This window comes from Kribbella qitaiheensis (assembly GCF_042657745.1).
GTDB lineage: Bacteria > Actinomycetota > Actinomycetes > Propionibacteriales > Kribbellaceae > Kribbella > Kribbella qitaiheensis.
In genome coordinates this window covers 1-20,367 of record NZ_JBHSKE010000021.1, presented here as the reverse complement: position 1 = coordinate 20,367, position 20,367 = coordinate 1, and the positions used below count along the sequence as shown (strand labels likewise).

General features: G+C 66.1%; 21 protein-coding genes, 1 tRNA gene and 2 pseudogenes. 9 read left to right on the top strand and 15 right to left on the bottom strand.

The window, feature by feature from the left end; genetic code table 11:
• Positions 1 to 36 precede the first annotated feature (36 nt).
• The 3 genes and pseudogenes from ACFPJ1_RS17090 to ACFPJ1_RS17080 form a co-directional block, all read left to right on the top strand.
• A tRNA-Lys gene (locus ACFPJ1_RS17090) sits at positions 37 to 109 on the top strand.
• Positions 110 to 395: 286 nt separating this feature from the next.
• Positions 396 to 1,826, top strand: coding sequence for a helix-turn-helix domain-containing protein (locus tag ACFPJ1_RS17085; protein ID WP_380104921.1), 1,431 nt, complete (start codon positions 396 to 398; stop codon positions 1,824 to 1,826).
• Positions 1,827 to 2,245: 419 nt separating this feature from the next.
• Positions 2,246 to 2,452, top strand: a pseudogene (locus ACFPJ1_RS17080) (IS1380 family transposase); the annotation flags it as partial.
• A gap of 263 nt (positions 2,453 to 2,715) precedes the next feature.
• On the opposite strand, the gene ACFPJ1_RS17075 reads toward ACFPJ1_RS17080, so the two are convergent.
• The 5 genes from ACFPJ1_RS17075 to ACFPJ1_RS17055 all read right to left on the bottom strand — a co-directional run bounded on the left by ACFPJ1_RS17075 (position 2,716) and on the right by ACFPJ1_RS17055 (position 6,021).
• Positions 2,716 to 3,087 (bottom strand): hypothetical protein, encoded by a 372-nt coding sequence (locus tag ACFPJ1_RS17075; protein WP_380104919.1) that lies wholly within the window; start codon positions 3,085 to 3,087, stop codon positions 2,716 to 2,718.
• A 124-nt stretch (positions 3,088 to 3,211) separates the two neighbouring features.
• On the bottom strand, positions 3,212 to 3,649 hold the full coding sequence (locus ACFPJ1_RS17070; protein WP_380104917.1) for a nitroreductase family deazaflavin-dependent oxidoreductase: 438 nt from the start codon (positions 3,647 to 3,649) through the stop codon (positions 3,212 to 3,214).
• Positions 3,646 to 4,224, bottom strand: a complete 579-nt coding sequence (locus ACFPJ1_RS17065; RefSeq protein ID WP_380104915.1) for a dihydrofolate reductase family protein — start codon at positions 4,222 to 4,224, stop codon at positions 3,646 to 3,648. The genes ACFPJ1_RS17070 and ACFPJ1_RS17065 overlap by 4 nt, the downstream gene beginning before the upstream one ends.
• 96 nt (positions 4,225 to 4,320) lie before the next feature.
• On the bottom strand, positions 4,321 to 5,277 hold the full coding sequence (locus ACFPJ1_RS17060) for a sigma-70 family RNA polymerase sigma factor (protein ID WP_380104913.1): 957 nt from the start codon (positions 5,275 to 5,277) through the stop codon (positions 4,321 to 4,323).
• Positions 5,278 to 5,661: 384 nt separating this feature from the next.
• Entirely contained in the window at positions 5,662 to 6,021 is a 360-nt protein-coding gene (locus ACFPJ1_RS17055) for a PRC-barrel domain-containing protein (protein ID WP_380104911.1), read from the bottom strand.
• Between the two features lie 189 nt (positions 6,022 to 6,210).
• On the opposite strand from ACFPJ1_RS17055, the gene ACFPJ1_RS17050 reads away from it, so the two are divergent.
• The 3 genes from ACFPJ1_RS17050 to ACFPJ1_RS17040 all read left to right on the top strand — a co-directional run bounded on the left by ACFPJ1_RS17050 (position 6,211) and on the right by ACFPJ1_RS17040 (position 8,723).
• A complete protein-coding gene (locus tag ACFPJ1_RS17050) occupies positions 6,211 to 6,414 on the top strand; it encodes a hypothetical protein (RefSeq protein ID WP_380104909.1) in 204 nt (67 codons plus the stop codon).
• 108 nt (positions 6,415 to 6,522) lie between these two features.
• The gene (locus tag ACFPJ1_RS17045; protein WP_380104907.1) at positions 6,523 to 7,728 is read left to right on the top strand and encodes a flavohemoglobin expression-modulating QEGLA motif protein; all 1,206 of its coding nucleotides are present in this window, start codon (positions 6,523 to 6,525) and stop codon (positions 7,726 to 7,728) included.
• The gene (locus tag ACFPJ1_RS17040) at positions 7,725 to 8,723 is read left to right on the top strand and encodes an ATP-grasp domain-containing protein (protein WP_380104906.1); all 999 of its coding nucleotides are present in this window, start codon (positions 7,725 to 7,727) and stop codon (positions 8,721 to 8,723) included. Before ACFPJ1_RS17045 ends, ACFPJ1_RS17040 begins: the two co-directional genes overlap by 4 nt.
• A 342-nt stretch (positions 8,724 to 9,065) precedes the next feature.
• Here ACFPJ1_RS17040 and ACFPJ1_RS17035 read toward each other — a convergent pair whose 3' ends face one another.
• The 4 genes from ACFPJ1_RS17035 to ACFPJ1_RS17020 all read right to left on the bottom strand — a co-directional run bounded on the left by ACFPJ1_RS17035 (position 9,066) and on the right by ACFPJ1_RS17020 (position 11,681).
• On the bottom strand, positions 9,066 to 9,272 hold the full coding sequence (locus tag ACFPJ1_RS17035) for a hypothetical protein (protein WP_380104905.1): 207 nt from the start codon (positions 9,270 to 9,272) through the stop codon (positions 9,066 to 9,068).
• A gap of 106 nt (positions 9,273 to 9,378) precedes the next feature.
• On the bottom strand, positions 9,379 to 10,062 hold the full coding sequence (locus tag ACFPJ1_RS17030; protein ID WP_380104903.1) for a DUF6766 family protein: 684 nt from the start codon (positions 10,060 to 10,062) through the stop codon (positions 9,379 to 9,381).
• A 401-nt stretch (positions 10,063 to 10,463) separates the two neighbouring features.
• Positions 10,464 to 11,093 carry a Mu transposase domain-containing protein gene (locus ACFPJ1_RS17025; RefSeq protein ID WP_380104901.1) on the bottom strand — a complete coding sequence of 210 codons (630 nt, stop codon included), beginning with the start codon at positions 11,091 to 11,093 and terminating at the stop codon, positions 10,464 to 10,466.
• A gap of 81 nt (positions 11,094 to 11,174) precedes the next feature.
• Positions 11,175 to 11,681 (bottom strand): hypothetical protein, encoded by a 507-nt coding sequence (locus ACFPJ1_RS17020; protein ID WP_380104899.1) that lies wholly within the window; start codon positions 11,679 to 11,681, stop codon positions 11,175 to 11,177.
• Positions 11,682 to 12,190: 509 nt separating this feature from the next.
• On the opposite strand from ACFPJ1_RS17020, the gene ACFPJ1_RS17015 reads away from it, so the two are divergent.
• On the top strand, positions 12,191 to 13,222 hold the full coding sequence (locus ACFPJ1_RS17015) for a hypothetical protein (protein ID WP_380104897.1): 1,032 nt from the start codon (positions 12,191 to 12,193) through the stop codon (positions 13,220 to 13,222).
• A 755-nt stretch (positions 13,223 to 13,977) separates the two neighbouring features.
• The gene (locus tag ACFPJ1_RS17010; protein WP_380104895.1) at positions 13,978 to 14,283 is read left to right on the top strand and encodes a hypothetical protein; all 306 of its coding nucleotides are present in this window, start codon (positions 13,978 to 13,980) and stop codon (positions 14,281 to 14,283) included.
• Between the two features lie 101 nt (positions 14,284 to 14,384).
• Here the strand turns inward: ACFPJ1_RS17010 and ACFPJ1_RS17005 are convergent.
• Positions 14,385 to 14,663, bottom strand: a pseudogene (locus tag ACFPJ1_RS17005) (phosphotransferase); the annotation flags it as partial.
• A gap of 684 nt (positions 14,664 to 15,347) precedes the next feature.
• Between ACFPJ1_RS17005 and ACFPJ1_RS17000 the strand changes: the two are divergent.
• On the top strand, positions 15,348 to 16,571 hold the full coding sequence (locus ACFPJ1_RS17000) for a hypothetical protein (RefSeq protein WP_380104893.1): 1,224 nt from the start codon (positions 15,348 to 15,350) through the stop codon (positions 16,569 to 16,571).
• A gap of 60 nt (positions 16,572 to 16,631) precedes the next feature.
• On the opposite strand, the gene ACFPJ1_RS16995 is transcribed toward ACFPJ1_RS17000, so the two are convergent.
• The 5 genes from ACFPJ1_RS16995 to ACFPJ1_RS16975 form a co-directional block, all read right to left on the bottom strand.
• A complete protein-coding gene (locus ACFPJ1_RS16995) occupies positions 16,632 to 16,949 on the bottom strand; it encodes a hypothetical protein (RefSeq protein ID WP_380104891.1) in 318 nt (105 codons plus the stop codon).
• Positions 16,950 to 17,044: 95 nt separating this feature from the next.
• Positions 17,045 to 17,602, bottom strand: a complete 558-nt coding sequence (locus ACFPJ1_RS16990; RefSeq protein WP_380104889.1) for a hypothetical protein — start codon at positions 17,600 to 17,602, stop codon at positions 17,045 to 17,047.
• 466 nt (positions 17,603 to 18,068) lie between these two features.
• Positions 18,069 to 18,269, bottom strand: coding sequence for a DNA ligase-like domain-containing protein (locus ACFPJ1_RS16985; protein WP_380104887.1), 201 nt, complete (start codon positions 18,267 to 18,269; stop codon positions 18,069 to 18,071).
• Between the two features lie 337 nt (positions 18,270 to 18,606).
• On the bottom strand, positions 18,607 to 19,803 hold the full coding sequence (locus ACFPJ1_RS16980) for a hypothetical protein (protein WP_380104885.1): 1,197 nt from the start codon (positions 19,801 to 19,803) through the stop codon (positions 18,607 to 18,609).
• A 229-nt stretch (positions 19,804 to 20,032) separates the two neighbouring features.
• Positions 20,033 to 20,367 (bottom strand): DUF6262 family protein (locus tag ACFPJ1_RS16975; RefSeq protein WP_380104883.1); only part of this gene is annotated, 335 nt, incomplete at its 5' end.

Here is a 20,367-nt window from a genome sequence, read left to right as displayed (position 1 = left end):
CCTCTTCGTTCGCAGGCAACACCAAGCGAACAGAACGCGCCGCTAGCTCAATTGGCAGAGCAGCTGACTCTTAATCAGCGGGTTCGGGGTTCGAGTCCCTGGCGGCGCACAAACACCAAGGCCCAGGCAGACATCGCAATCTGCTCCTGGGCCTTCGTGTTGTCTACGCACCGCTTACGCATCGCTTTGCCGGACCTCGCTACTCGTCGAGTCGCCGGCGACCACACTCAGGTCCTCCAGTGACCTGCCCTGGGGATGATCGGACGCCTACTCCATCCTCTATCTGATCGTTACTGTGCGTCACCTCACATCGTTTGGCATCGGTCCCGCAACTGCGGAGTCTCTGCCGGACCAGCCGTTGAGCAACCAACCGTCGATCAGGTTGGAGGCTTGAAATGGCGCGACCGCCGGTGCCGATCGGATCCTGGGGAGAGATCTCGACCTGGATCGCCGGAACCGACGATGAGGGCAACCCCACCAAGTACAAATCGCAGGCCAGGTTCCGCGATCACGACGGCCATGTCCGCCTGGTCTCCGCCTACGCCAAGACCAAGACGGCCGCCGGGCAGGCGCTACTCAAGAAGCTTCAGGACCGCGCCAAGACCGGCCAGTCCGGCGACCTGACCGCGATGCATAAGCTCACCCACCTCCTCGACCTCTGGGAAGAGAAGTTCGAGGAGCAGATCGCCGACGGCCGACGCTCCCCCACGTCCCTGGATACCTACCGACGTGCCATCAAGAACCACGTACGACCCGCCCTCGGCGAGATCCGCATCGGAGAAGCGAACACGCCTCGCATCGACAAGGTCATCGCCACAATCAAGAGGAACACCGGCGCCCCGACCGCCAAAACCTGCCGCGCCATCATCTCCGGCATGATGCAACTCGCCGTCCGCTACGGCGCCATCAGCGTCAACCCGGTCCGCGAAGTCGAAAGCATCGAACACCCCGCCAAGAAGCCCGCAAGGGCCATCCGCGCCGATGAGATCAAGCTCCTCCGCAAGCACCTGAAAGCCGACAAAGCAGCCATCAGAGCCGATCTCCCCGACCTTGTCACCTTCATGCTCGGCACAGGCGTCAGAATCGGAGAAGCCCTCGCCGTCCACTGGTCCGAAGTCGACCTCGAAGCCGGCACCGTCGACATCACCCACACCATCGTGCGCATCAAGGCCGAGGGCCTCCTCCGCAAACCCACCAAATCCGCCGCAGGCAACCGCACCCTCGGGCTCCCCAACTGGCTAGTCGCCACCCTCCGCACCAGATCAGCCGCGGGCATCCGCCTCGACGACCCGATCTTCGCCGACACCCTCGGTGGCTACCGCGACCCCACCAACGTCCGCCGATCGCTCCGCACAGCCCTCTCCCCAGTCGGAAGCACCGCCCGTCGCGACCTAGGCCTGGCTCTCCGCGCCGCCCGCAGAGAAGCCGGCCTAACCCGCGAACAGGTCACCAAGACCCTCAACTGGCCCAAGACCAAAATCGAACTCATCGAAACCGGCCGAACCAAGGTCGACCGCACCATGGCCACCACCCTCCTCCGGACCTACAGCCCCACCCCAGAAGCCACCGAAGCCCTCCTCACCCAGGTAGACCAAGCCGCCGAGCCAGTCCCCACAGACACCCTCACCTGGATCACCTCCCACGCCTTCCGCAAAGCCGTAGCCACAGCCCTCGACGACGCCGGCCAAACAGCCCGCGGAGCCGCCGACCAACTAGGCCACGCCCGCGTCTCCATGACCCAAGACAGCTACTTCGACCGCAAAGCCCCCAACCCCGCCGCCACCCAAGCCCTCCAACAAGCCTTCGAAGACCCTGACCTGCCCTGAGGCGTCCGCATCTTCTCGCCGCGGCCAAGCGCCCAAGCTGGGAGAGTCCGCCTGGAATGATGCTCCGACCACGGTTGCCCAACCCCTAACAACCGCTTTCTGAGCCCAGACATGTCACCGCTTGCCGCCATCGCCCAAAGGTTGCCATGACCTGGGCTTATGCCGCGGCAGGCATTTCAACGACGCGCGGCACCACGCACTGTTTGCCGCTGAATCATGTGAGCTAAGACGTGAGCGCTGCGCCCCGAGACGTTGAGCTCGGTCTTCGGGTGGGAGCACAGCAATCCGTCGGCGAAGTACTCTCCGTGTCGCAGAGATTCTCCTCCTTCTTGAGCCCGGTCATGTCGATCCCCGTCACACCTGACCGCCGTAATGGTGACCCTCGTGGTCGTCCTAGTCCTCCGACCACCCCTGATCCAGCCGCCGGCACCCTGACCAGCAAGACCGACGCCGTCGCCCGCGGGGCGACGCTTTGCCGGCACATCGTCACCGTCCCAGCCCGGCTGGCCCGACCCCAGCGCCGCCGAGTCCTGCACCTACCCGCGCACTGGCCCTGGGCCTAGCAATGGACCACCCTCTGGACGACAGTGTTCGGACCCGCGACCGGACCACCAACCGCGGCCTGACCACCGACCACCCGCCAGACACGGCACCAACCGGAAAACCCAACGTGGAAAGGCTGGGCAGACCAGCAGACCAGCAGACCCACGCTGCCCGCCCACCGAAACACCCAAATCACCGAAACTCAGACCGCTGAACCAGGCGGCCCCAGGGATCGAGGCTTAGTGCGGGCGGCGGAGGAGGCGTGGTGGCTACGGTGATCCAACTGGCCAGCCATTGAATGGCCACGAGTTGAGTCCTGCCGCCACGCGCGGACGGCGTGAAGCACCTAGATCGACGAGCCGATCAGCTGGCGGAGCTCAGCCCGGTCGGGGCGGGTACCGCCGGCGCCTGCCCCCGGCCAGAGCAGTACGACGGTCCACATCAGTACTGAACCTGCGACCACCGCCAGCACGATCCAGGACCGGTAGAACGGGAAGCGAGTCGCGTACCGCCCGACCAGCGGGCCGTAACAGAGCCCTGCCAGCACCGGGAGGATCAGCATCGCCGCGGCGGTCGTCGGCGCCAACCCTTGTCCCCGGACGAGGAACGGGTACCCCCGGAGCAGTCCGAAGGTGCTGCCGGAGAAGCTCGTGGTGAGGTGCGTCGACAGCCGCAGCCGGGTGCCCGGCTCCTTCCAGGCTCTGCGCAGGTTGCGCACCTCACCGAGCGACTTGCTTGGGCCGTCGCAGCGGCTCGTCGTACGGACTGTCCTTGATCAGGAACAGCACGGCCAGACCGGTCACCAAACTTCCGCAACCGTTGTCAAAGGCAACCGCCGACCACTACGCGAGATCCGCCGCGGCGGGTGCTGGGATTCGCCGCAAGACGACCAGCGGGATCGGTCGGTCTGTCCGCGAGCCGAACCGTCCGACATCAGGATAGCGGGCCACCACCTCCTGCCAGAGCTCGTCGCGCTCGACCCCGCCCGCTTCTGCCGCGTGCACCGCAACGACGTCGGTGCCGATCTCGACTGCGGCGTCCGGATGAGTGCGGAGATTGTGCAGCCAGGCGGGATCGCTCGGCTCGCCTCCGTTGGACGCGACGACGACCACGCGGTCGCCAGCATGGCAGGAGTACACCAAGGGCGTGACCCGCCCCGTGCCGGTTCGCGCCCCGACGTGGTGCAGGAGCAGGACGGGCGTTCCGGCCAGGGGCCCGCCCAGCCGGCCGTTGTTCGCGCGGAACTCGGCGACCACCTGGCTGTTGTCCGGACCTGTCATGAGGCGAATCCGTAGGTCAGCGCGACCTTGCCACGGTCGAGCTTCCGCACCTCGAGCAGCTCGGCACTGCGTCGTGGTGAGGTCGCGAACAGCGCGGTGCTGTCCGTGCCGGCGACGAGCGGGTACGTGATCAACCGCAGCTCGTCGACCAGGCCGGCGTCGATCAGGGACGCGGTGATGCGCGCTCCACCGACAAGGTAGATGTCCTTGCCCGGCTGCTGCTTGAGTGCGGCCACGTCGTCGATCGAACGCAGGAAGGTCGTGTTCGGCCACGACGTGGTCTCCAGGGTGCTGGACAGCACGTAGTGGGGCGTCTGCTTGATGAAGTCGGCCCACTCCCGCTCGGCCGGCGTCGGCGGCTCGCTGGTGAGCCACGCCGGCGTCTCCGGCTTGGTCTGGATCCCGGTCCAGTACGCCTCGTAGCCGGGGTACATGCCTCCGCCGAGCAGGCAAGCGTCGATCTGCGGCGTCAGGCCGTAGTCCTCCGACCAGGCCTCGACCCAGTCGGCAGTACCGTCCGGGCCTTCCACCTTCGCGTCGAGCGACATCTTCATGGCGGCGATGAGCTTGCGCATTGCGTCCTCCGTCTGCTGTGCGGCCGCCCGTCCGTCGGACGGCCTACACAGACAGACCCGCGCCGGTCCGCCGATTCGTCGCGCGAAGCGAAAGTTCTATTCGGACGGCAGTCCGAACGCCGGAAACAGGCCGGGATCCTGGAACGCGACCATGCGCGTGATGCCGGCGGGAGAGACGGTCAGCACGATCACCGCGTGCGCGCGATGGACGCCATCGGGACCGCGTGAGTACACGCCCAGCGCGTCCTGATCGTTGGCCCGGGTTCGGACGGTGCGCAGACCACCGGGCTCGAGCAGCAGGTTGGCGCCGAGGAAGCGGGCCACCGGATCGCGGCCGGCGAACCAGGTGAGCAGCGGCGGCATCTCCAGGACGGCGTCCACGCGCAGCAGCTCGGCCACCGCGGAGGCGTCCGCGCGCTCGATCGCTGCCGCGAACCGCTCGACGAGTCCACGCTCCGCCTCGCCCGGCTCCGCGACGTCGTCGACGGCCGGCGTCGAGCGGGCCATGTCGGCACGAGCCCGCCGCAGCGCGCTGTGCACGGCGGCCGGGGTCGTCCCCAGCAACTCGGCAACCTCGGCAGCCGACCACTGCAGGACATCGCGCAGGATCAGTACGGCGCGGGACCGGGCCGAGAGATGTTGCAACGCGGCGACGAACGCGAGCCGGATCCCCGCTCGCGACATCGCCACCGCCGCGGGGTCGTCCGGGAGGTCACCGAGGACAACGTCCGGGTACGGCTGAAGCCACGCCACCTCCGGTCCGGCCACCAATGGCACGTCCGGGTCGGTGCTCGGTGCGCCGAGACCCGATGGCAGCGGCCGACGGCCACGGCGCCCGATCGCGGTCAGGCAGGCGTTCGTGGCGATGCGATACAGCCACGTCCGCGCCGATGACCGGCCCTCGAAGCCGTCGTACGACCGCCACGCCCGCAGGTAGGTCTCCTGCACCACATCCTCGGCCTCGTCGATCGAACCGAGCATGCGGTAGCAATGCGCGAGCAACTCGCGGCGGTACGTCCCGGTAAGCTCGGTGAACTCGACACTCGTCGTCACAGCTTCCCAGGCTACTGGGGGCTCGACACCTAACCGGTCACGATGCAGACAGATCGACGTCGACCCTGACCGATCCGCCCGGCCGATTAGGGTCGAGGTACACCCAGGTTGAGGAGGCTGGTGTGACTTGACGGTTGAAACGTGTCGCGAACTGGGAATGTCGAACAACTTGCCCTAGGCCCCTTCTCATCCAGTCCAGGAGCATGACAACAGTCGCGGACGCCAACCAGTTGGAGCTCAGAGGTGCCCTTGCGGGTTGGGTATCGATCGAGATCGTCGCAAATCCCAATCTCCCAGCCCGCAAGGGCATCCGCGCTACGGCACGCTCACCCGACCCCAGCTAGCGGTGGATCCGCGCTTAGGGTTCGAGGTGCGCGCGACCGGCTACAGGCCGGTGCGGTAGGTCTCGTCGTAGTAACTGCCGAGCCGCGTGCGGTAGTCGTCATCGACTCCCGCGTCCGGGTCGAACTCGGGGGCGTCCTTGATTTGTTCCTTGCTCCGGTCGACATAGACCTTCTGGTCGTCGTGGTCGACCCTCTCGACGACGCCGGGCGGGAGCAGCACCTTGCGGCCGAAGATCCACGGCCCGGTGTCGACGACCAGGCCCGCAGCACCGGACTCGTTGGTGGCTTCGTCGACCTTGCCGATGTCGCCGTCGACGGCGGCGATCTTGTAACCGGTGACGTCCTTGCCCTCGGTGAAGCCGGACTTGTCGCGGTAGTTCCACGGGTCGAATGCGCTCATTGACATGGCGGTGTGCCTTTCGGACGGTGGGCCATGGCCCAGCAGGGGACTCTCGACACCCGTGCCGGCTCGTAACCGCACTCGGTGTCTCGAGCGTTGGTGCGCGCCCTGTACCCGCCGCCTCACGCGCCAACCGGGCAATATCAGCCCGACATCCGCGCTTGCGAGTTCTGCCTGCTCCTGTCCACCGTGAGGACGCGTGGACGCACTATCGCCTTCAACACGGTGCTTCGTGAGGAGTGGGCGGCGTACCCGCTGTGCCCATACGACGACGACGTGACCGTCAACCAGTTCAGCCGCAGCCAGATCAGCAAGCTCGACTACTTCCACCCGAGCCTGTCCGGCCAGGCCGCTCTGGCGCACGTGACCTGGACACACAGCTGGTGGAGTTGACCCAACGTCCTCACAGTCCAGCAGATCCAGCTCCAAGGCGTCGGCCGACGACAGCCCGGATGAGCCCGTACAGCTCTGGACGAACCAGACACGCTTAGGTTGTTTGTGGTGATTGGTGGGTACCGCGGTGAGGTGACCACCCCGACCCAGCAGCTTGCGCCCGCTCTCGATATCGACACGCGCCTCACCGAGATCGAGCGCAGCTTGAACCTGCTGCTCAACATCACGCCGGTCAATGCGGCAGAGGCATGGACTGACTTCGAACGGGGCGACTTCGGGACGGCCCCCACTCTCCGGCTCAGACCGCTGGAATTCGAGCCGGACATGGTGCGCCGTGACCTCTACAGCCTCGAGATCGAGAACGTAACCGACCCTGCGCTGCACACACTCTTCCGGGCGAAGCGAGACGAGATAGCACGACAGATCACAGCCCTGGAGGATCGCGACACTTCACGCTTCGTGTACGGGTCGCTGCAACTGTACGGCGGGATCGCCCAGCCTCTCGCGTCCGCCGCGAAGGAGCTGCTCGAGACCATCCCAGCCCAAGCTCCCAACACCCGGAGCGTCACAGCCGGCGCGTTCGCGGCGGCGGCTCGTGCGGAGTTCGATCGATACCGCGCCGTGTATCCCGACTTCCCGGCGCACATCGAGGTGCGCGACGACATCTCCGAACTGATGGTGTCGTTCGGTCGGCTGCTCATCCCCGAAACCGCCACCATCAGGGCGGACCGCGTCGAGCCGTTGCTGCACCACGAGGTCGGCACCCATGTCGTCACCTACCACAACGGCGCCAGGCAACCCCTGACGCTGCTGACGATCGGACTGCCCGGCTACGACGAGACCCAAGAGGGCCTTGCCGTGCTCGCCGAGTACCTGACCGGCGGATTGGACCCGCGGCGCCTCCGCGTGCTCGCGGCCAGGGTCGTTGCCATCGGCAAGATGCTCGACGGCGCCGGATTCCTCGAGATCTTCGAATCGCTACGGTCAGAACATCGGATACCGACGAGGACCGCCTGGTCCATCGCCATCCGGGTCGTCGTCGCGGGCGGTTCTGTGAAGGACGCGATCTACCTGCGTGGGATCACGCGCATCCTCGAAGCCCTCGTAGAGGGCAGCAGCCTCGACGTCCTCTTCGTCGGCAAGCTCGCGTTGGACCACATCCCGTTGATCCAGGACCTGCTCGACCGCAACGTGCTCGAAGCACCATGGGTCCGTCCACGCTGGCTGGACGTGCCCGGCGCTCAGGAGCGCCTCGACAGACTGCGCGCGGGCGCGTCAATCACGGACCTGTACGAAGGAGATGTGTCGGCATGAGGCTTGCGTTCTTCGTCAACGACGTCGCGACCGAGATAGACGAGTACACGACTACGCGGCTGGCGCGGGCCGCGGCCCAGGGCGGGCATGAGGTTTGGTACGTCGGGGTCGAAGACGTCGAACTCGGGGAAAGCAACGAGCAGATGGTGGCCCGCGCTCATGCCGCAGAGTTCGACAAAGACGACACCCTCGAGACCTTCATGGAGCGTATCAAGCAGCGCGACGCCGAACGGATCGTCATGGACGACCTCGATGCCTTGTTCCTGCGCAACGAATCGATCGACGATCAGCAGAAGCGGCCGTGGGCAAGTCCACTGGGTGTGGTTTTCGGCCAGATGCTCAAGGCTCGAGGTGTAACGGTGGTGAACGACCCGATGTCCCTTACCCGCGCATCGAGCAAGCTCTACCTGGAGGAGTTCCCCGAGAAGATCCGACCCCGATCGCTGGTGACGCGCGACCCGGAAGCGATCGAACAGTTCGCTCGCAAGGTCGGCCACTGCGTCGTCAAGCCCCTGTACGGAGCCAGGGGTCGGAACGTGTTCATGATCGAGGACGAGGGCGAAGCGAACCTCGCGCAGATGACGGAGGCAGTGCTACAGGACGGCTACGCGATCGTTCAAGAGTTCGTCGACGGCGGCGAGCAAGGTGATGCCCGGATCTTCCTGCTCGAGGGACAGATCCTCGAGCGCGACGGGAAGCCGGCCGCCTTCCGGCGGGTGCCCACGGGTAACGACCCGCGGGCCAACATCAGCGCCGGCGCACGCTCGGCCCCTCTCGAGATCGGTGACGTGGAACACGGCATCGTCGAAGCGATGGGCGAGAAACTCGTGGCCGACGGCATGTGCTTCGTCGGCATCGACGTGATCGGCGACAAGGTGGTGGAGATCAACGCGGAGAGCCCTGGCGGGATGCAGAGCGTCGAAAGGCTCTACGAGATCGATGTCTGCCCGACCGTCATCGAAGCCCTGGAGCGCCGCACAGACTCGAAGCCCTGAGCCGCCGCGGCAGCCCGTCGGCTACGGATCCTCTTGTGCTCAAGCCGCGATGTACCCGGGCGAGAACTCCTGCGATCGTGTGACCTCGAGCCTCGGAAGCCGTGTGAGCGAAAGTCGACGGATGCACAGGATTGGAGCTCTCCGCGTCGTGAATCGCACTCGGCGTCATCGCGCAGTCTGTTTGCTGCTTGCGACATCGCGTCACGCCTTGTGACCCCGTCGCCTCGTCGCGGCGGCGATGGCGACCGACGCGTGCCGAGCGAGAATGTAGGCGACAGCCAGATCGACCCGGCCAGGAGCGGATCCGTGGCCGCTATGATCTCGGTCTGTGACCGCGGGTGATCAGCACCACCGAGGCGTAGGAGCAAGCCACGCCTGCGGCGCAAACTGGACGACCGCGTCGACGGTCTCCTCGACACCATCGACGCCATGGAGTTCGCTGGCCAGGCGCGCGAACGCCTTCGCCGACGGCAGGCCATTGGGGTCGAGGACCTCAGCTGCTGCCAGCCTGGCCTCCGTCCCCCGCGCACTGTTATCCACAGAGTTCACGGCGCCATATGCAACCGAACCGCGCCACTCAGGCAGTACCACCCGAAAAGTTCACCGCGGATCTACCCGGCAGGCTCTCCCCCGCACGCTTCGCCTCGTGCCCCGCTCAGTCGCCGGTTTGGGCGTTCGGGGCGTGGACGGGCTTCGACTGCGATGACGACCGCTGCCGCAGATAGACCGAGCCTCCGATGATCGCCGCGACCGCGAGGAACTCGCTCTGCCAGTTCTGGAACGACTCGAACCAGAACTGCGACGTGCGGACGTACTGCCAGGCGGTGACCGCCTCGCCGCCATGGAGTTGCTGCTCCTCGCTGTAGGCACCGGCGCCGGTCACAGCGTGCAGCCAGATAGACAAGGCGAAGACGATCCCGAACGCGATTGCCAGCGAGTTCTCGTACAACCTCAGCACCAGCTCCGACCCTCGGCGTACCGGCCAGGGAGCTTCGGGGTCGTCACGGGGATCCCGGTCTCGCGGCGCCGCCTCATCGAGCGGGCGGGACTCCGCGGATCCCTTCTGAACCAGGAACGTCGTGAGCAGCACATACATACCCATCTGCAAGAACTCCGACTCCCAGTTCTCGAACACGGTCTCGCCGAACGACGACGAACCGGCGTACTGGAGCAAGGTCTGAGTGGGCTGATCGTGGTCGCTCAGATCGTCGTTCTCGTGGGCGTGCCCGGTGAGCAGTACCCCGACGAGGAAGAGGGCGAACAGGGCCAAGTTCACCAGCAGGAGTGCGCGCAGTCGGACCCACGTCCGCGCGCCTCCTTCAATTCGCCGGCCGGTCATGACTTCGCCTTGGCCAGGTCAATCCGTGCCTCGGGCAACCCCAGGTTGCCACGGACCAGCGGGCGCCCGTCGTGGTACCCGCATTTGCCCTCGGCACGTTTCGGTTCGTCCATGACCAGCCGGTACCCACGCGGCTAGCGGTCGAACGGTCCGACACCGTCCAACTGATGGCTGCCCGGGCCCTCTGCACGGTCGCCGCAAATCTTGGGCCCAGCCGGGCGATGCCTTGTACAGGGCCGGGAAAGTCGTATGCCGGCCCACTCCTCATCGCTGTTGGGGTTCGACTTCATCCACGCCACCGTTTCGCTCCGTCGCTGAATGGTTGCCGACCGCACCGAAACTCCAAAGTCCCGCCGGGGCACTCATCGACGGCACAGGCGGCGTTGCCGATATCCAGCTCATCAGCGCATGGTGGAGACCTTGCGGCGGTGTGGTGCGCTGGTGTCGTGGCCGGCCAGCACGGTGGCCTCGAGGGCGATGACGTGGCCGTGGTCGCGGACCATCACCCCGACGCCGTCGGCAGCCAGTTCGTGCCGGGCGATCACGATCCCGCTGACGGTGGCGATGTCGATGTGCTGGCTGCCGAGCCGCTGCGACACGGCGACGGCCGCGCGGGCGAGCTCGGGTGGCACCGAGTAGAAGTTGCCTCGCCACGCCACCAGCGCCTGCGCGGACACGACGCGGCTCTCGGTGATGGCGGCCGGGCACGGGTCGAGTGGCGCTGGGCGCAGCGGCTCGGCCTTCGCAATCGTGGCGACGCTGGCTTTCCCGCCGGGGCCGGCCGGGCGCAGCCGGGTGTCACCGCGCAGCGAGCAGAACTTGTCCAGCGACGCCTGGGCCACTTCCACTGTGACGTCGTCGCTCAGCGTGCGCCACCAGCGTTGCGCCGCGGTGTGGTTGATCTTTTCCACCACGCCCTTGCGGTTGCCACGCCGCGGCAGGCAGATCGCCACCGACACCCCGTAGTGCTTGGCCACGGCCGCGAACGACGCGGTCACCTTTCCCGACGCCGAGTGGCAGACGGTGGCCATCCGGTCGAACCGCCATGTCTTGGTGAGCCCGCCGAGCTTGCGGATCGTCGCGTCCAGGGCCTGGACCTGGTGAGCCTGCTCCTAGAACGCAGCCAGGGTGGCGCGCCACTTCCCGGAGTGCGCGAGCGCGCCGACCAGCAGGTGCGCGGTCGTGCCCCACCCCCAGTGCTCGGGCGGGTCCGGGAGCTCGAGCCAGTCCCACTGGGTCTCCTCCCCCGGCGGGTGCTCGATCACCGCACTCGCGCGGCCGCGGGTGGCTGAGCACGGCTCGCAGTGCGGCCGCAGGCCCCGGGTGCGGATCTGCCGGGTAAACGTCGAGTACGCCTTGTCGTAGCCGAGGGCAACGACCTCGTCGAACAGGGTCTGCACCCACAGATGCGGGTCCTCGCGCAGCCGAGCGCGAACGTAATCGACGTACGGCTCGAACGGGTCCGGCCCAGCAGGTCTGCGCTCACCGGCGACCCGCTCGCCGGCCAGATAGGCACGGATCGTCTTACGGTCTCTGCCCAGGTGCCGGGCGATCGCAGAGATCGTCCAGTCCTGGCGACGCAATGCGTGCGCGTCGATGTCTTCCTCCCGTGTCAGCATGGACAGCAAGGCCCCTTCGAGTAGCCGGCGTGTGGTCAGAGACCGCCAGTCTCGAAGGGGCCCCACCACATCCGGTGGAGCCACACGGGGTGGGGAATTTCAGTGAGCAGGTCTGGGGAGATTCAGATGAGCGTCATCAGCTGGTCGGCAGTCTGTGCGCGACACCCACATGGAGATGCGGACCTGGCCGCTGGTGGGATGCTTAGGTTGGACGCGCCGGGACATAAGCTGTGCGAACCGGTGGGCGGCGACGGTGCGCGGGAACGGTCGTTATCGCCCTCCGTACACGTGGCGCAGGACCACGGCTGGTGAGCACACCTGGATAGACGTCGTATCGACTCTCGTTGCCGCTCACACAAGTCGGGCCCCGTTAACGCCCGCCGCCTCCGGTGCGGCCACCAGGGCAGGTCACGCATTTCCGCATCTGAGCCGTTCCGGCCTCTATAGTGGCGCATCCGTCGTTGAAAAGGTGGGGACAAATGGTGTGTTCAGTGCGTCGCTTTCGATGCTTGCCGCAGCTTGCCGGTCTCGTTGCGGGTATCGCGGCGACGGTGATGCTGATGCCGCCTCCGGCGGCGGCGGCGCAGCTAAGCACCCTGGATGTGACGGTCGGCTGTACCTGGATGATCAACGAGCTCCCGCTACCGGCCGGGTGGAGCGCCGGGTACGTGTACAACAGCGACCGCCACGACTCGTTTGCAGGCTACGGCGTCGATGTGGACGGCAGGACGCGCCCGTTGGTGTGGCACGACGGCGATGTGACCGTGCTCGACACTCCGGGCGGCGTGGGCGCGGTCGCGCAGGACGTGAACAGCCACGGCGACGTGGTCGGCGCCACCCAAGATGTGGACACCCCGAACCACGGAGTCCTCTGGCGCGGTGGCCAGGTCATCGACCTCCCGTTACTGCCCGGCGGCGGCTTCGCCGTGCCGACGGCGATCAACGACGCCGGCCTGATCGTCGGCTACGCGGCAGGCGGGGAGACCAACCACGCCGTCGCCTGGTCCGCGGACTCCCCGCAGTCGATCCAGGATCTCGGCGTGATGGCAGGCTCGGCCTACCTCACCGACGTCACGCAGCAGGGCGCCGTCGTGGGGTGGACCGAGACGGTCGGCGAAGAGTTCAGGCAGCAGGCCATCGTGGGCACGGTCCGCGAAGGGCTGACGACGCTGCCCGGCCCCGTGCCCGGCACCAACTCGGTCGCACGCGCCGCCGCAGGCCCCTACATCGTCGGTTCTGCCGTACTGACCGGAGGATCCGAGGACCTGGGGGGCCCGGTCGTGTGGGCACCGACCGGGCTCCGTGCCCTGCCGGGGACCCAGCCCAACGCGGTGAACGACCACGGAACGGTGGTCGGGTTCGACGCCGACCTCGGTGCGGTGATCTGGGTCGGTGACCACGAGCAACCGCTCCCCGCGCTCGCCGCCGGCTACCCCTTCTCCACGTCTGCGACGGTGGCCACCAACAACAACACCGCCGCGGGCATCAGCGCAGACGCACAGGGCCATTCCCGTCCCGTGACATGGTCCTGCACATCGTGACACCCACAACGACCCGTCGATACAGCTCGACAATCGGCTCGTCCACGCCTGGGTAGTGCCGAGCCGTTCAGCGGCCCGGGCGACGGTGAGGCGCGCGGCGCACCGGCGCGCCAACTCGTGAGCGTCGCGCGGCGAACTCGGCCGCGGCCTCCCCTCCCCGGCTCCGTCCCCGGTCGCCATTGCGCCCAAGGCCTCGACGGCGTCGAGACCGCCGACGGCGATCGAGAGCGTGGTGGTGGGCTTCCTCGGCCACCGCTTTTCGCCGCCGCCTACGGCACCGCCCGGGACTGCCACCGCGTTTACTCAGGAGACCAGCCAACAGCCCGGGCGACTGTCGCGGGGGAGCATCCTGGTCGCCGCTCGAAGGCGAGCTTCAACTCCACCAGGCCCCACGAGCCCTAGACCAAGCTCTGCTGTCAGCCACCACCACACGTCCACGACACCTGTCGCGCACCGCTGGCAACACCCAGACCGCCGCTTGACCTCGGACGACGTGTCCTCGCGGAGCCGCGCGAACACTGTCCACCCCAACAAAATTGACCTTCACCCAGTCGCGGCGGCCGGGTTGATACCTGGTCGAGGCGCCCCTTCACCACGAGACCCTCCACACCGCTGGACTTGAAGGCGTCCAGCCACTCGCGGGCCTCGTCGGCGTCCGCGGGGATCGGACATCGACGCTGCCAACGGCTAGGACGTCGAACGCGACGAACGACGCCGGCTGGCCCGGCGCGAGGCGCCGCCGCACGGTGGCCGCGGTGTTGACCATCCGCTGCTGCAAAGCGTCGAAATCGAGCCGGTCCCCCGTCCACACCACCAACTCGCCGTTTATCTCTAGCCTGCAGATGGAGTGCGCTGTGCTGCTTGGCCATGAGCGTCGTGGACATGTCCACGACGGGGTGGCTTCTCTGGTTGCCGCCGCAGCTTTCTGCGCTGATCCTCTTGGCGATCGTCAGGTCTGGATCGCATCGGCGATCGCGGCGCCGAGTGTGCTGCGATGGCTGGAAAGCCAGCGGATTCGTTATGCGTCCATCTCGTGGGGGTGGCTGGCCTCGTGTGTGTGAGACTTGATGGCTCGCTGGATGCCGCGAGCGCGGATGTAGACCGTGATTGCGTCTGCCGCGGTAGCCCGAGCAGCTGGACCCGCATGTATCCGGAGACAAGGTCATGGACCCGCTGGGGGTCTAGGCCGATCGCGTCCTGGTGGGTCGGCCGCTGCGCCAAAGCCCGAAGCCCACATCGGCGGGGCGGCCCCAACGTAGGCGAGGGCGAAGTCAATGACTCCGGTTGGCCGTGCTGGTTGTCCGGAGGCCACGACGCTGTGCGCGGTGAAGTCGCCGTGGATCACCATGCGGTCGGCGGCAGCGTGGTCTATCCGCTGCAGGTCGTCGGCCAGGGCCGCCAGCCATATTCCGTGGCCGACAAACTGCTGCCTCTCCGCGGCAGCGACCGAAGGCCGTCGTGCGAGGCGCGCGGTTAACGTCCCTTGGAGTGGTGTGGCGAACCTTCAGCCGCGTAACGCGCCTTCGGACCGTTCATCAGCCTAAGCGGAAGGCTTGGGCGGCCCGATTGGGGCTTCGGGGATATTTGGTTCGGGAGCCACGAATGCTAGCCCATCGGTTGTGGCCTCCAGGTCAGCTGCGTAGGAAGAGTCGGCTCGGCTGAGGGTGATCATGACGAGACCCGATTCGGGATCCGGGCCGACGGATGTAACGGGAGTGCTGGAGCCGTCGATTGGCAGCAGGGTGTCAAGTGCCCAGGCCATGATTCGCTCGATCTCCTCAACTGGTGGTCGCCAGCGACGAATGCGTAAGCGTTCGGGAGCGCGGACGAGCTGCTGTAATTCCCGTTTAGCTCGATGCATCTCTTCTCGGTCCGGGACGTTCACGACAAGGAGCTCCTGGCCGGTTTCCAGGTCTTCGACAGCGCTGAGCCTGGCGTGGGCGCCCGGGTTGTGTTGGATCCACTCCGCGACTGTCTGTCGGTCGGATGATGCCTTCCGAGCCGGTCTTGGAGGAGGGGGTGCGCCGACCACGTCAAATCCATTCCGGAAAGTTGCATGAAGCTGCAACGCTTCGCTCTATCTGCGCAGCTTACGCTGATCTACCCTCGGCGTGGAGGTGGGGGAATGTCTCGAGCAACGAGGATGCTGTTTTTCGCTGGGGTCACTGTTGCCGCGGTCCTGTGCGCGTCCACAGCCAACGCGTCCGGGCCGATCCGACTGGGAGATCCGAGCCCAGAGCAATCGCCGATTCCCGCAGAGTTCCTGCCTACGGCGGCAGAGACAGCTGCGATGGCGTTGTCGGATTGGCTGGAGGAACATCCGTCTGCCGCCGGCAAAGGTGGGGTCGCGATCTCTGACGACCTTACGAAGGTCAACGTTTATTGGAAGGGAACAGCCCCGCCCGATCTAGAAAGCCTTGCAACGACCCAGCCGGCGCCGGTGTCCTTCCGATCAGCCGCGTACTCGAACAATGAACTGTCGGCGACATCGCAGATGCTTATCGACTACCTTCCAGGCATGGTTACGTCCGCTGGGCCGAACCAGGACTGGTCGGGTGTGGTCGTCACCCTGAAGTCGAGTGCGCCTGCCAACACGATGACGCTGTTGAGTTCGGCCACGACGACTCCAATCACATCTCTTGGAGCCGACGAACCTGAACCAGCGGCTCGCAACAACGACTACGCTCCATGGTTTGGCGGGAGTCTGATCACAGGACCCCAGACCTGCACGACTGGAGTCGCTGCTTATGCAGGCCCATACAGTTACGTCACAACCGCGTATCACTGCGGTTCTGGGACGTTCTACAATTATGACTCACCGCGGGCAACTGTTGGCGCGGTGACTGCGCGCAACGCAGCCCACGATATCCAAGTCATTCGAACGTCCAGCAACTACTTCATCTGGGACGGTGCCTGGAATAGCGGCACCGCATCAGCGGTGTACCGTGCCGCGGCGCCGGTGCTAAACATGCGGGTCTGGCTAAGCGGAGGAATATCCGGGGTGCCAGTCTTCAAGCGCTACATCAGGTTCCTCGGCCGGTACTATTCGCTCGGGAGTGCCCAGCCCAGAGTCGGCCCTGCTTTTATCTTCATGGAAGGTATCGAGGGCTGTGGCACCGGTGGCTGTGGCGGTGTGTTCACCCAAGGTGACTCAGGTTCCCCCGTCTTCCGTTATACCAGCGCCGGTAAGAAGGAGGTCTTCGGGTTCATGTCGGCCTCCTACGGGCTACGCGCAACATTCTGCGACGCGAACAAGCGTCCGGGGTTCGTCTGCGGCTGGGCACGAGGCTATGCGGTCTACGCACTTGATGCTATGGCCAGCATGGGCCTCCACGCTAAGACCGGGTGACTCTTTCGGTGCCCAGAGCAACAGTTGCTAGTTGCTCTGAACGCAGAGATAGACGGATAGCTAGGGCGAGTTGTTCCAAGGAGTGGGCCGAGTTCGAGAACGGGGCGAGGCCGTCGACGTGCTCAGGACGGCGCTGAGCTCAGGCACCACGGTTGGCGTGACTTTCGTGAGCGGTTTCAAGGAGTCGCGGCCACCCCAGCGCTGAGGCGAGATCTCGTCGGGCCGGGGTGGCCCGGCCCGGCCGGGGAGAGCGGCGGCCAGCTCGGCGGACTGGGTCGAGGTGAGCGGGACCGTCCGACCGATCATGACCAGTTCGCCGTCGCGGTTCAGCAGGCCGGCGATCACACCCCGGACCGGGTGATCGGTCCAGGACGCCACCGACGATCACCTCCCGGGTCTCGCGGTGCTTCACCTTATCCTTTGGTTCTCTGAGTGTGTCGCGGACGGTTGCACTCCAGGATGTGTGGGAGATGTCAGCGACACGTATGTGGAGTGCTCGGTCTGGCGCGTTGGAGGTGCTTCCGTTGGGCGAGTCCGCCCGGCCGCCACTTTCCGGGCAGGACCTCGATTGGGATGCCGTCCTCCTGAAGCAGGACTCGCGCACCCAGCGGCTTGGTCAGCCTGGCGACGACAAGCCGTCCGACCGCGACCAGGGGAATCACCTCGACCCCTGGGCTGGGCGTTTCCTGGATCACGAGCAGTACGGCGGTCCGGGATTCGACTACGGCGGCCACCCTGACGTCGGTGTAGGCCGGCGGCGACCCGTTCACCGTCACCCTGACCGTTCGTCCGCCATCGATCAGAACAGCGGGGGGAAGGTGGCGCAGGCCGCCGCGATAGGACGATTCAAGTCCGGGCCGCCACCACGTAGTTGTCTCCACCTCCGGGTCCAACGCGTGCATCGGCGGGAATCCAGCACCCTCGGACTTCGGATCCGGCGCGTGCCCCGGCCGGAACATGGTGCCCTTGAACTCGATCCGGTAGGCCGGAAGTGGCCGTTGCCCGCGATCCGTCCGGAACTCCGGGCACACGCGACGAACCGACCGCCGGTCAGGAGGATTGAGCCGGTGATGCGGACGAGGTGGGACTTGTCACGGGGGTACGGCAGCGCGCTGCTTGTGTCGGTGTTCAGCCATCCGGCGCGAGCCAGGAACTCGTATGCGGCGCGCGGTCACCCCGATCCCTCCAGGCCTATGGACGAGCCTGATACGAGGCAGCACTCGTGCTGCCATGACCTGCGCGGGATGCTTGTCCGCGGCACCTGTCGCACGTCGCTGTCCAGCAACGATCCGCGCCCTGACCTCGCAAGAGTCGATGAGGGCGAACCAACCAGGCACCGTCGACCCACCTTCTGCCATTCGCAGCGACCGGCCGCGTAGCGGGATCTCGCGCCCTTCACCACCAGCCCTTCGATGCCCATCGCGACGGGTAGTACGTCGAACCACTCCCGCGCTTCTTCGATGTCGGCGGTGACTGGGGTGAGCTGCAGCGGCACGGTCAGCCCTTGGCGAGTTCCTCGCGCCGTGCGCGCCGTAAGATCCACGGCTGGGTGCGCAGTTCGACGCCGGCGATCGCCAGGAGGTCGAATGCCACATACGCGGCGGGCAGCTCGGCCGCCCGGGTGCGGGCCTTCGCGGGGCTGGTGACGAGGCGTTGCTGAAGCCCCTCGAAGGACAATCTGCCGTCGACCAGCAGCACCAGCTCGCCGTTTATCTTGAGTTGGCTGCTGGGTCGTGCTGCATTGCTTGGTGGTGAGCGTCGTGGACATGTCCACGACAGCGTGGCTGGTCTGGTTTGCGCTTCAGCGGCCAACGCGGTCGGGTCCACTACTCACAGCCGGGTCGGAAGCGCCCGAGGCGCAGTGCAGTCCGATCCGACGCCGGTGCCTGCGGACCTGATTTTCGCGCCATACCCAGGCCGCGTGTCGACCACCGCGATCACATCGTTTACTGCAAAGCGAGGTTTAGTGGCGCGGGTTCCGCCGGGTGCTCCTCGGCCGGACTCTCGCCGGTCGGTCGACCGGCCGGGAATGCCGTTACCCGGATCCCCATTCGCACAGCTCGGTCCCATTGGCGCGAAGGGCGAACACGGTCGCATCAGCAGCTTGTGCCAACGCCGTAACGCCTTCCCAAGCTTTCACTGAAGTCCCAGTTCCTCCAGCGGCAGGTGCCTCGCGACTGTTCAACTGAAGGGTCGCGACCTCGGTTCCTACGGCACGTTCCAGAGTGTGCCTGGATGGGCTGTACGCGACCTCGGCTTCACCGTTCTGTGCCAACAAGGCATCCGCGGAGGGATCCGGTACGAGCGCCGTCGACAGGGGTTCGCCAGTGTCGGCCTTTACCAAACCGTTCTGAGTCAGCGCGGCGATGGTCTCGCCAAGATCGAAGAGACCGTTCAATGGGATAATGTCCGTGTGCTTTGCCGTGCTCGACGCAATTGCTAGGACGTCTGTCACCGACTCGTTAGATAACCAACCTGGTGCCACGATCAGCGTACTACCCATTCGAGCGATTTTCTTGGTGCCGTCGTACCCGTTGGGCAAGTCAAAGGCTCTCGACGTTGTGCCGTCGCTGGACACCCGTTGGAGATAGGGAACGTTGAGGCGGCCGATCAGCACCCCGTCGCCGTCCGCAATGAGGGTTGAAATCCATGTCCCAGCCAGGGGCCGGGTCGTGTCAACTGCTCCGGGAAGCTGACCTTCGGCGTCCGCAGGGATCGACGTTGTGGTTATCGTTTCTCGGATTGGATCCCAGCGCGCGACAGCGTACGGCAGATTGACCCATACCGCGCCATCGCTGGTGATAACGGTGGTCGTGACAGGACCGTTGTAGCCGGAGTCCGGCAGCGGATACTGAAACTGTTGTCCGGTCGCGAGATCATAGCGATGGAGGCTCGATTTGCCTCCGATTTCCATGACCGGGAACCATAACGCGTCCTTCACCTTGTCGAAGGCGAGGGAGTAGGCCGGAGCGTTCAAACGTTCCAGTATCACGCAGTCCGGCGCCTTCGCGGCCGAATGACTCACTGGGACCTGGTTGCCGCAGGCCGAGCAGAGTACTCCGATCGCGACGACAACACATATCCGCATTCTCCAGGTCCGCAATATGCTCACCTCAACTGTGCGCTCCAAAGCCCTGTTCGACAGACCCGCCCGCGAGTCACGGCGCAGAGCGGCATACAGCTCCACCTTCGACTGACGTGGCGGCATCGACTGCGCCCCCTCACCGAGCACAACGATCCTCCCACCACAACCCCGTCAGTGACGTCAAAATTCGCTGACAACTTCCGGCCCAACCAGCCGGTGCCGTCGGAATTCACGGAGATCTGACGTCACAGAGCACTGTCAGAGCCAGACGGATACTCGCCCGCCCCGCCCTCCTCTGCGAGGCGGCTGTCCTGACGGGCCGCATTGTGCGGCGGCTGGGTGGTCATTGACCGCAAGTCGAACGCTCACGGTGGGATTAGCCGTCTTGTCGTCGGCGCTGAGATAGGTCCACCACGGATGAGTCGATCGGTCGACGCCGGGCTGCCCTCAGTTCGGCGTGAGCGGCGGCCAGCTGGTCGCGCAGCTCGGCGACTTCACGGCTGAGGTCTTGATTGCGCCGGTGCGCAGCTTCCAGCCGGCGAACCAGGGACGCGGCAGAGGTCCGCTGCCGGGTTGGCACCGAGACGCCGGCCGACCGGCTGTTGTGGTCTCGGAGGCTTTCGATGGCCGCGCGGATCTCGGCCTGGGTGTAGAGCCAGGAGCGGCTGACGCCGGCGGCGGCGGCGATGTTGGCGTAGGTGACCGGTTCGC

Bases quoted from the DNA above. Each gene is read 5' to 3' on its own strand.
- ACFPJ1_RS17085 (WP_380104921.1), top strand. From the start codon at position 396: ATGGCGCGACCGCCGGTGCCGATCGGATCCTGGGGAGAGATCTCGACC.
- ACFPJ1_RS17070 (WP_380104917.1), bottom strand. From the start codon at position 3,649: ATGACAGGTCCGGACAACAGCCAGGTGGTCGCCGAGTTCCGCGCGAAC.
- ACFPJ1_RS17065 (WP_380104915.1), bottom strand. From the start codon at position 4,224: ATGCGCAAGCTCATCGCCGCCATGAAGATGTCGCTCGACGCGAAGGTG.
- ACFPJ1_RS17055 (WP_380104911.1), bottom strand. From the start codon at position 6,021: ATGAGCGCATTCGACCCGTGGAACTACCGCGACAAGTCCGGCTTCACC.
- ACFPJ1_RS17040 (WP_380104906.1), top strand. From the start codon at position 7,725: ATGAGGCTTGCGTTCTTCGTCAACGACGTCGCGACCGAGATAGACGAG.
- ACFPJ1_RS17030 (WP_380104903.1), bottom strand. From the start codon at position 10,062: ATGACCGGCCGGCGAATTGAAGGAGGCGCGCGGACGTGGGTCCGACTG.
- ACFPJ1_RS17025 (WP_380104901.1), bottom strand. From the start codon at position 11,093: ATGGCCACCGTCTGCCACTCGGCGTCGGGAAAGGTGACCGCGTCGTTC.
- ACFPJ1_RS17020 (WP_380104899.1), bottom strand. From the start codon at position 11,681: ATGCTGACACGGGAGGAAGACATCGACGCGCACGCATTGCGTCGCCAG.
- ACFPJ1_RS17000 (WP_380104893.1), top strand. From the start codon at position 15,348: ATGTCTCGAGCAACGAGGATGCTGTTTTTCGCTGGGGTCACTGTTGCC.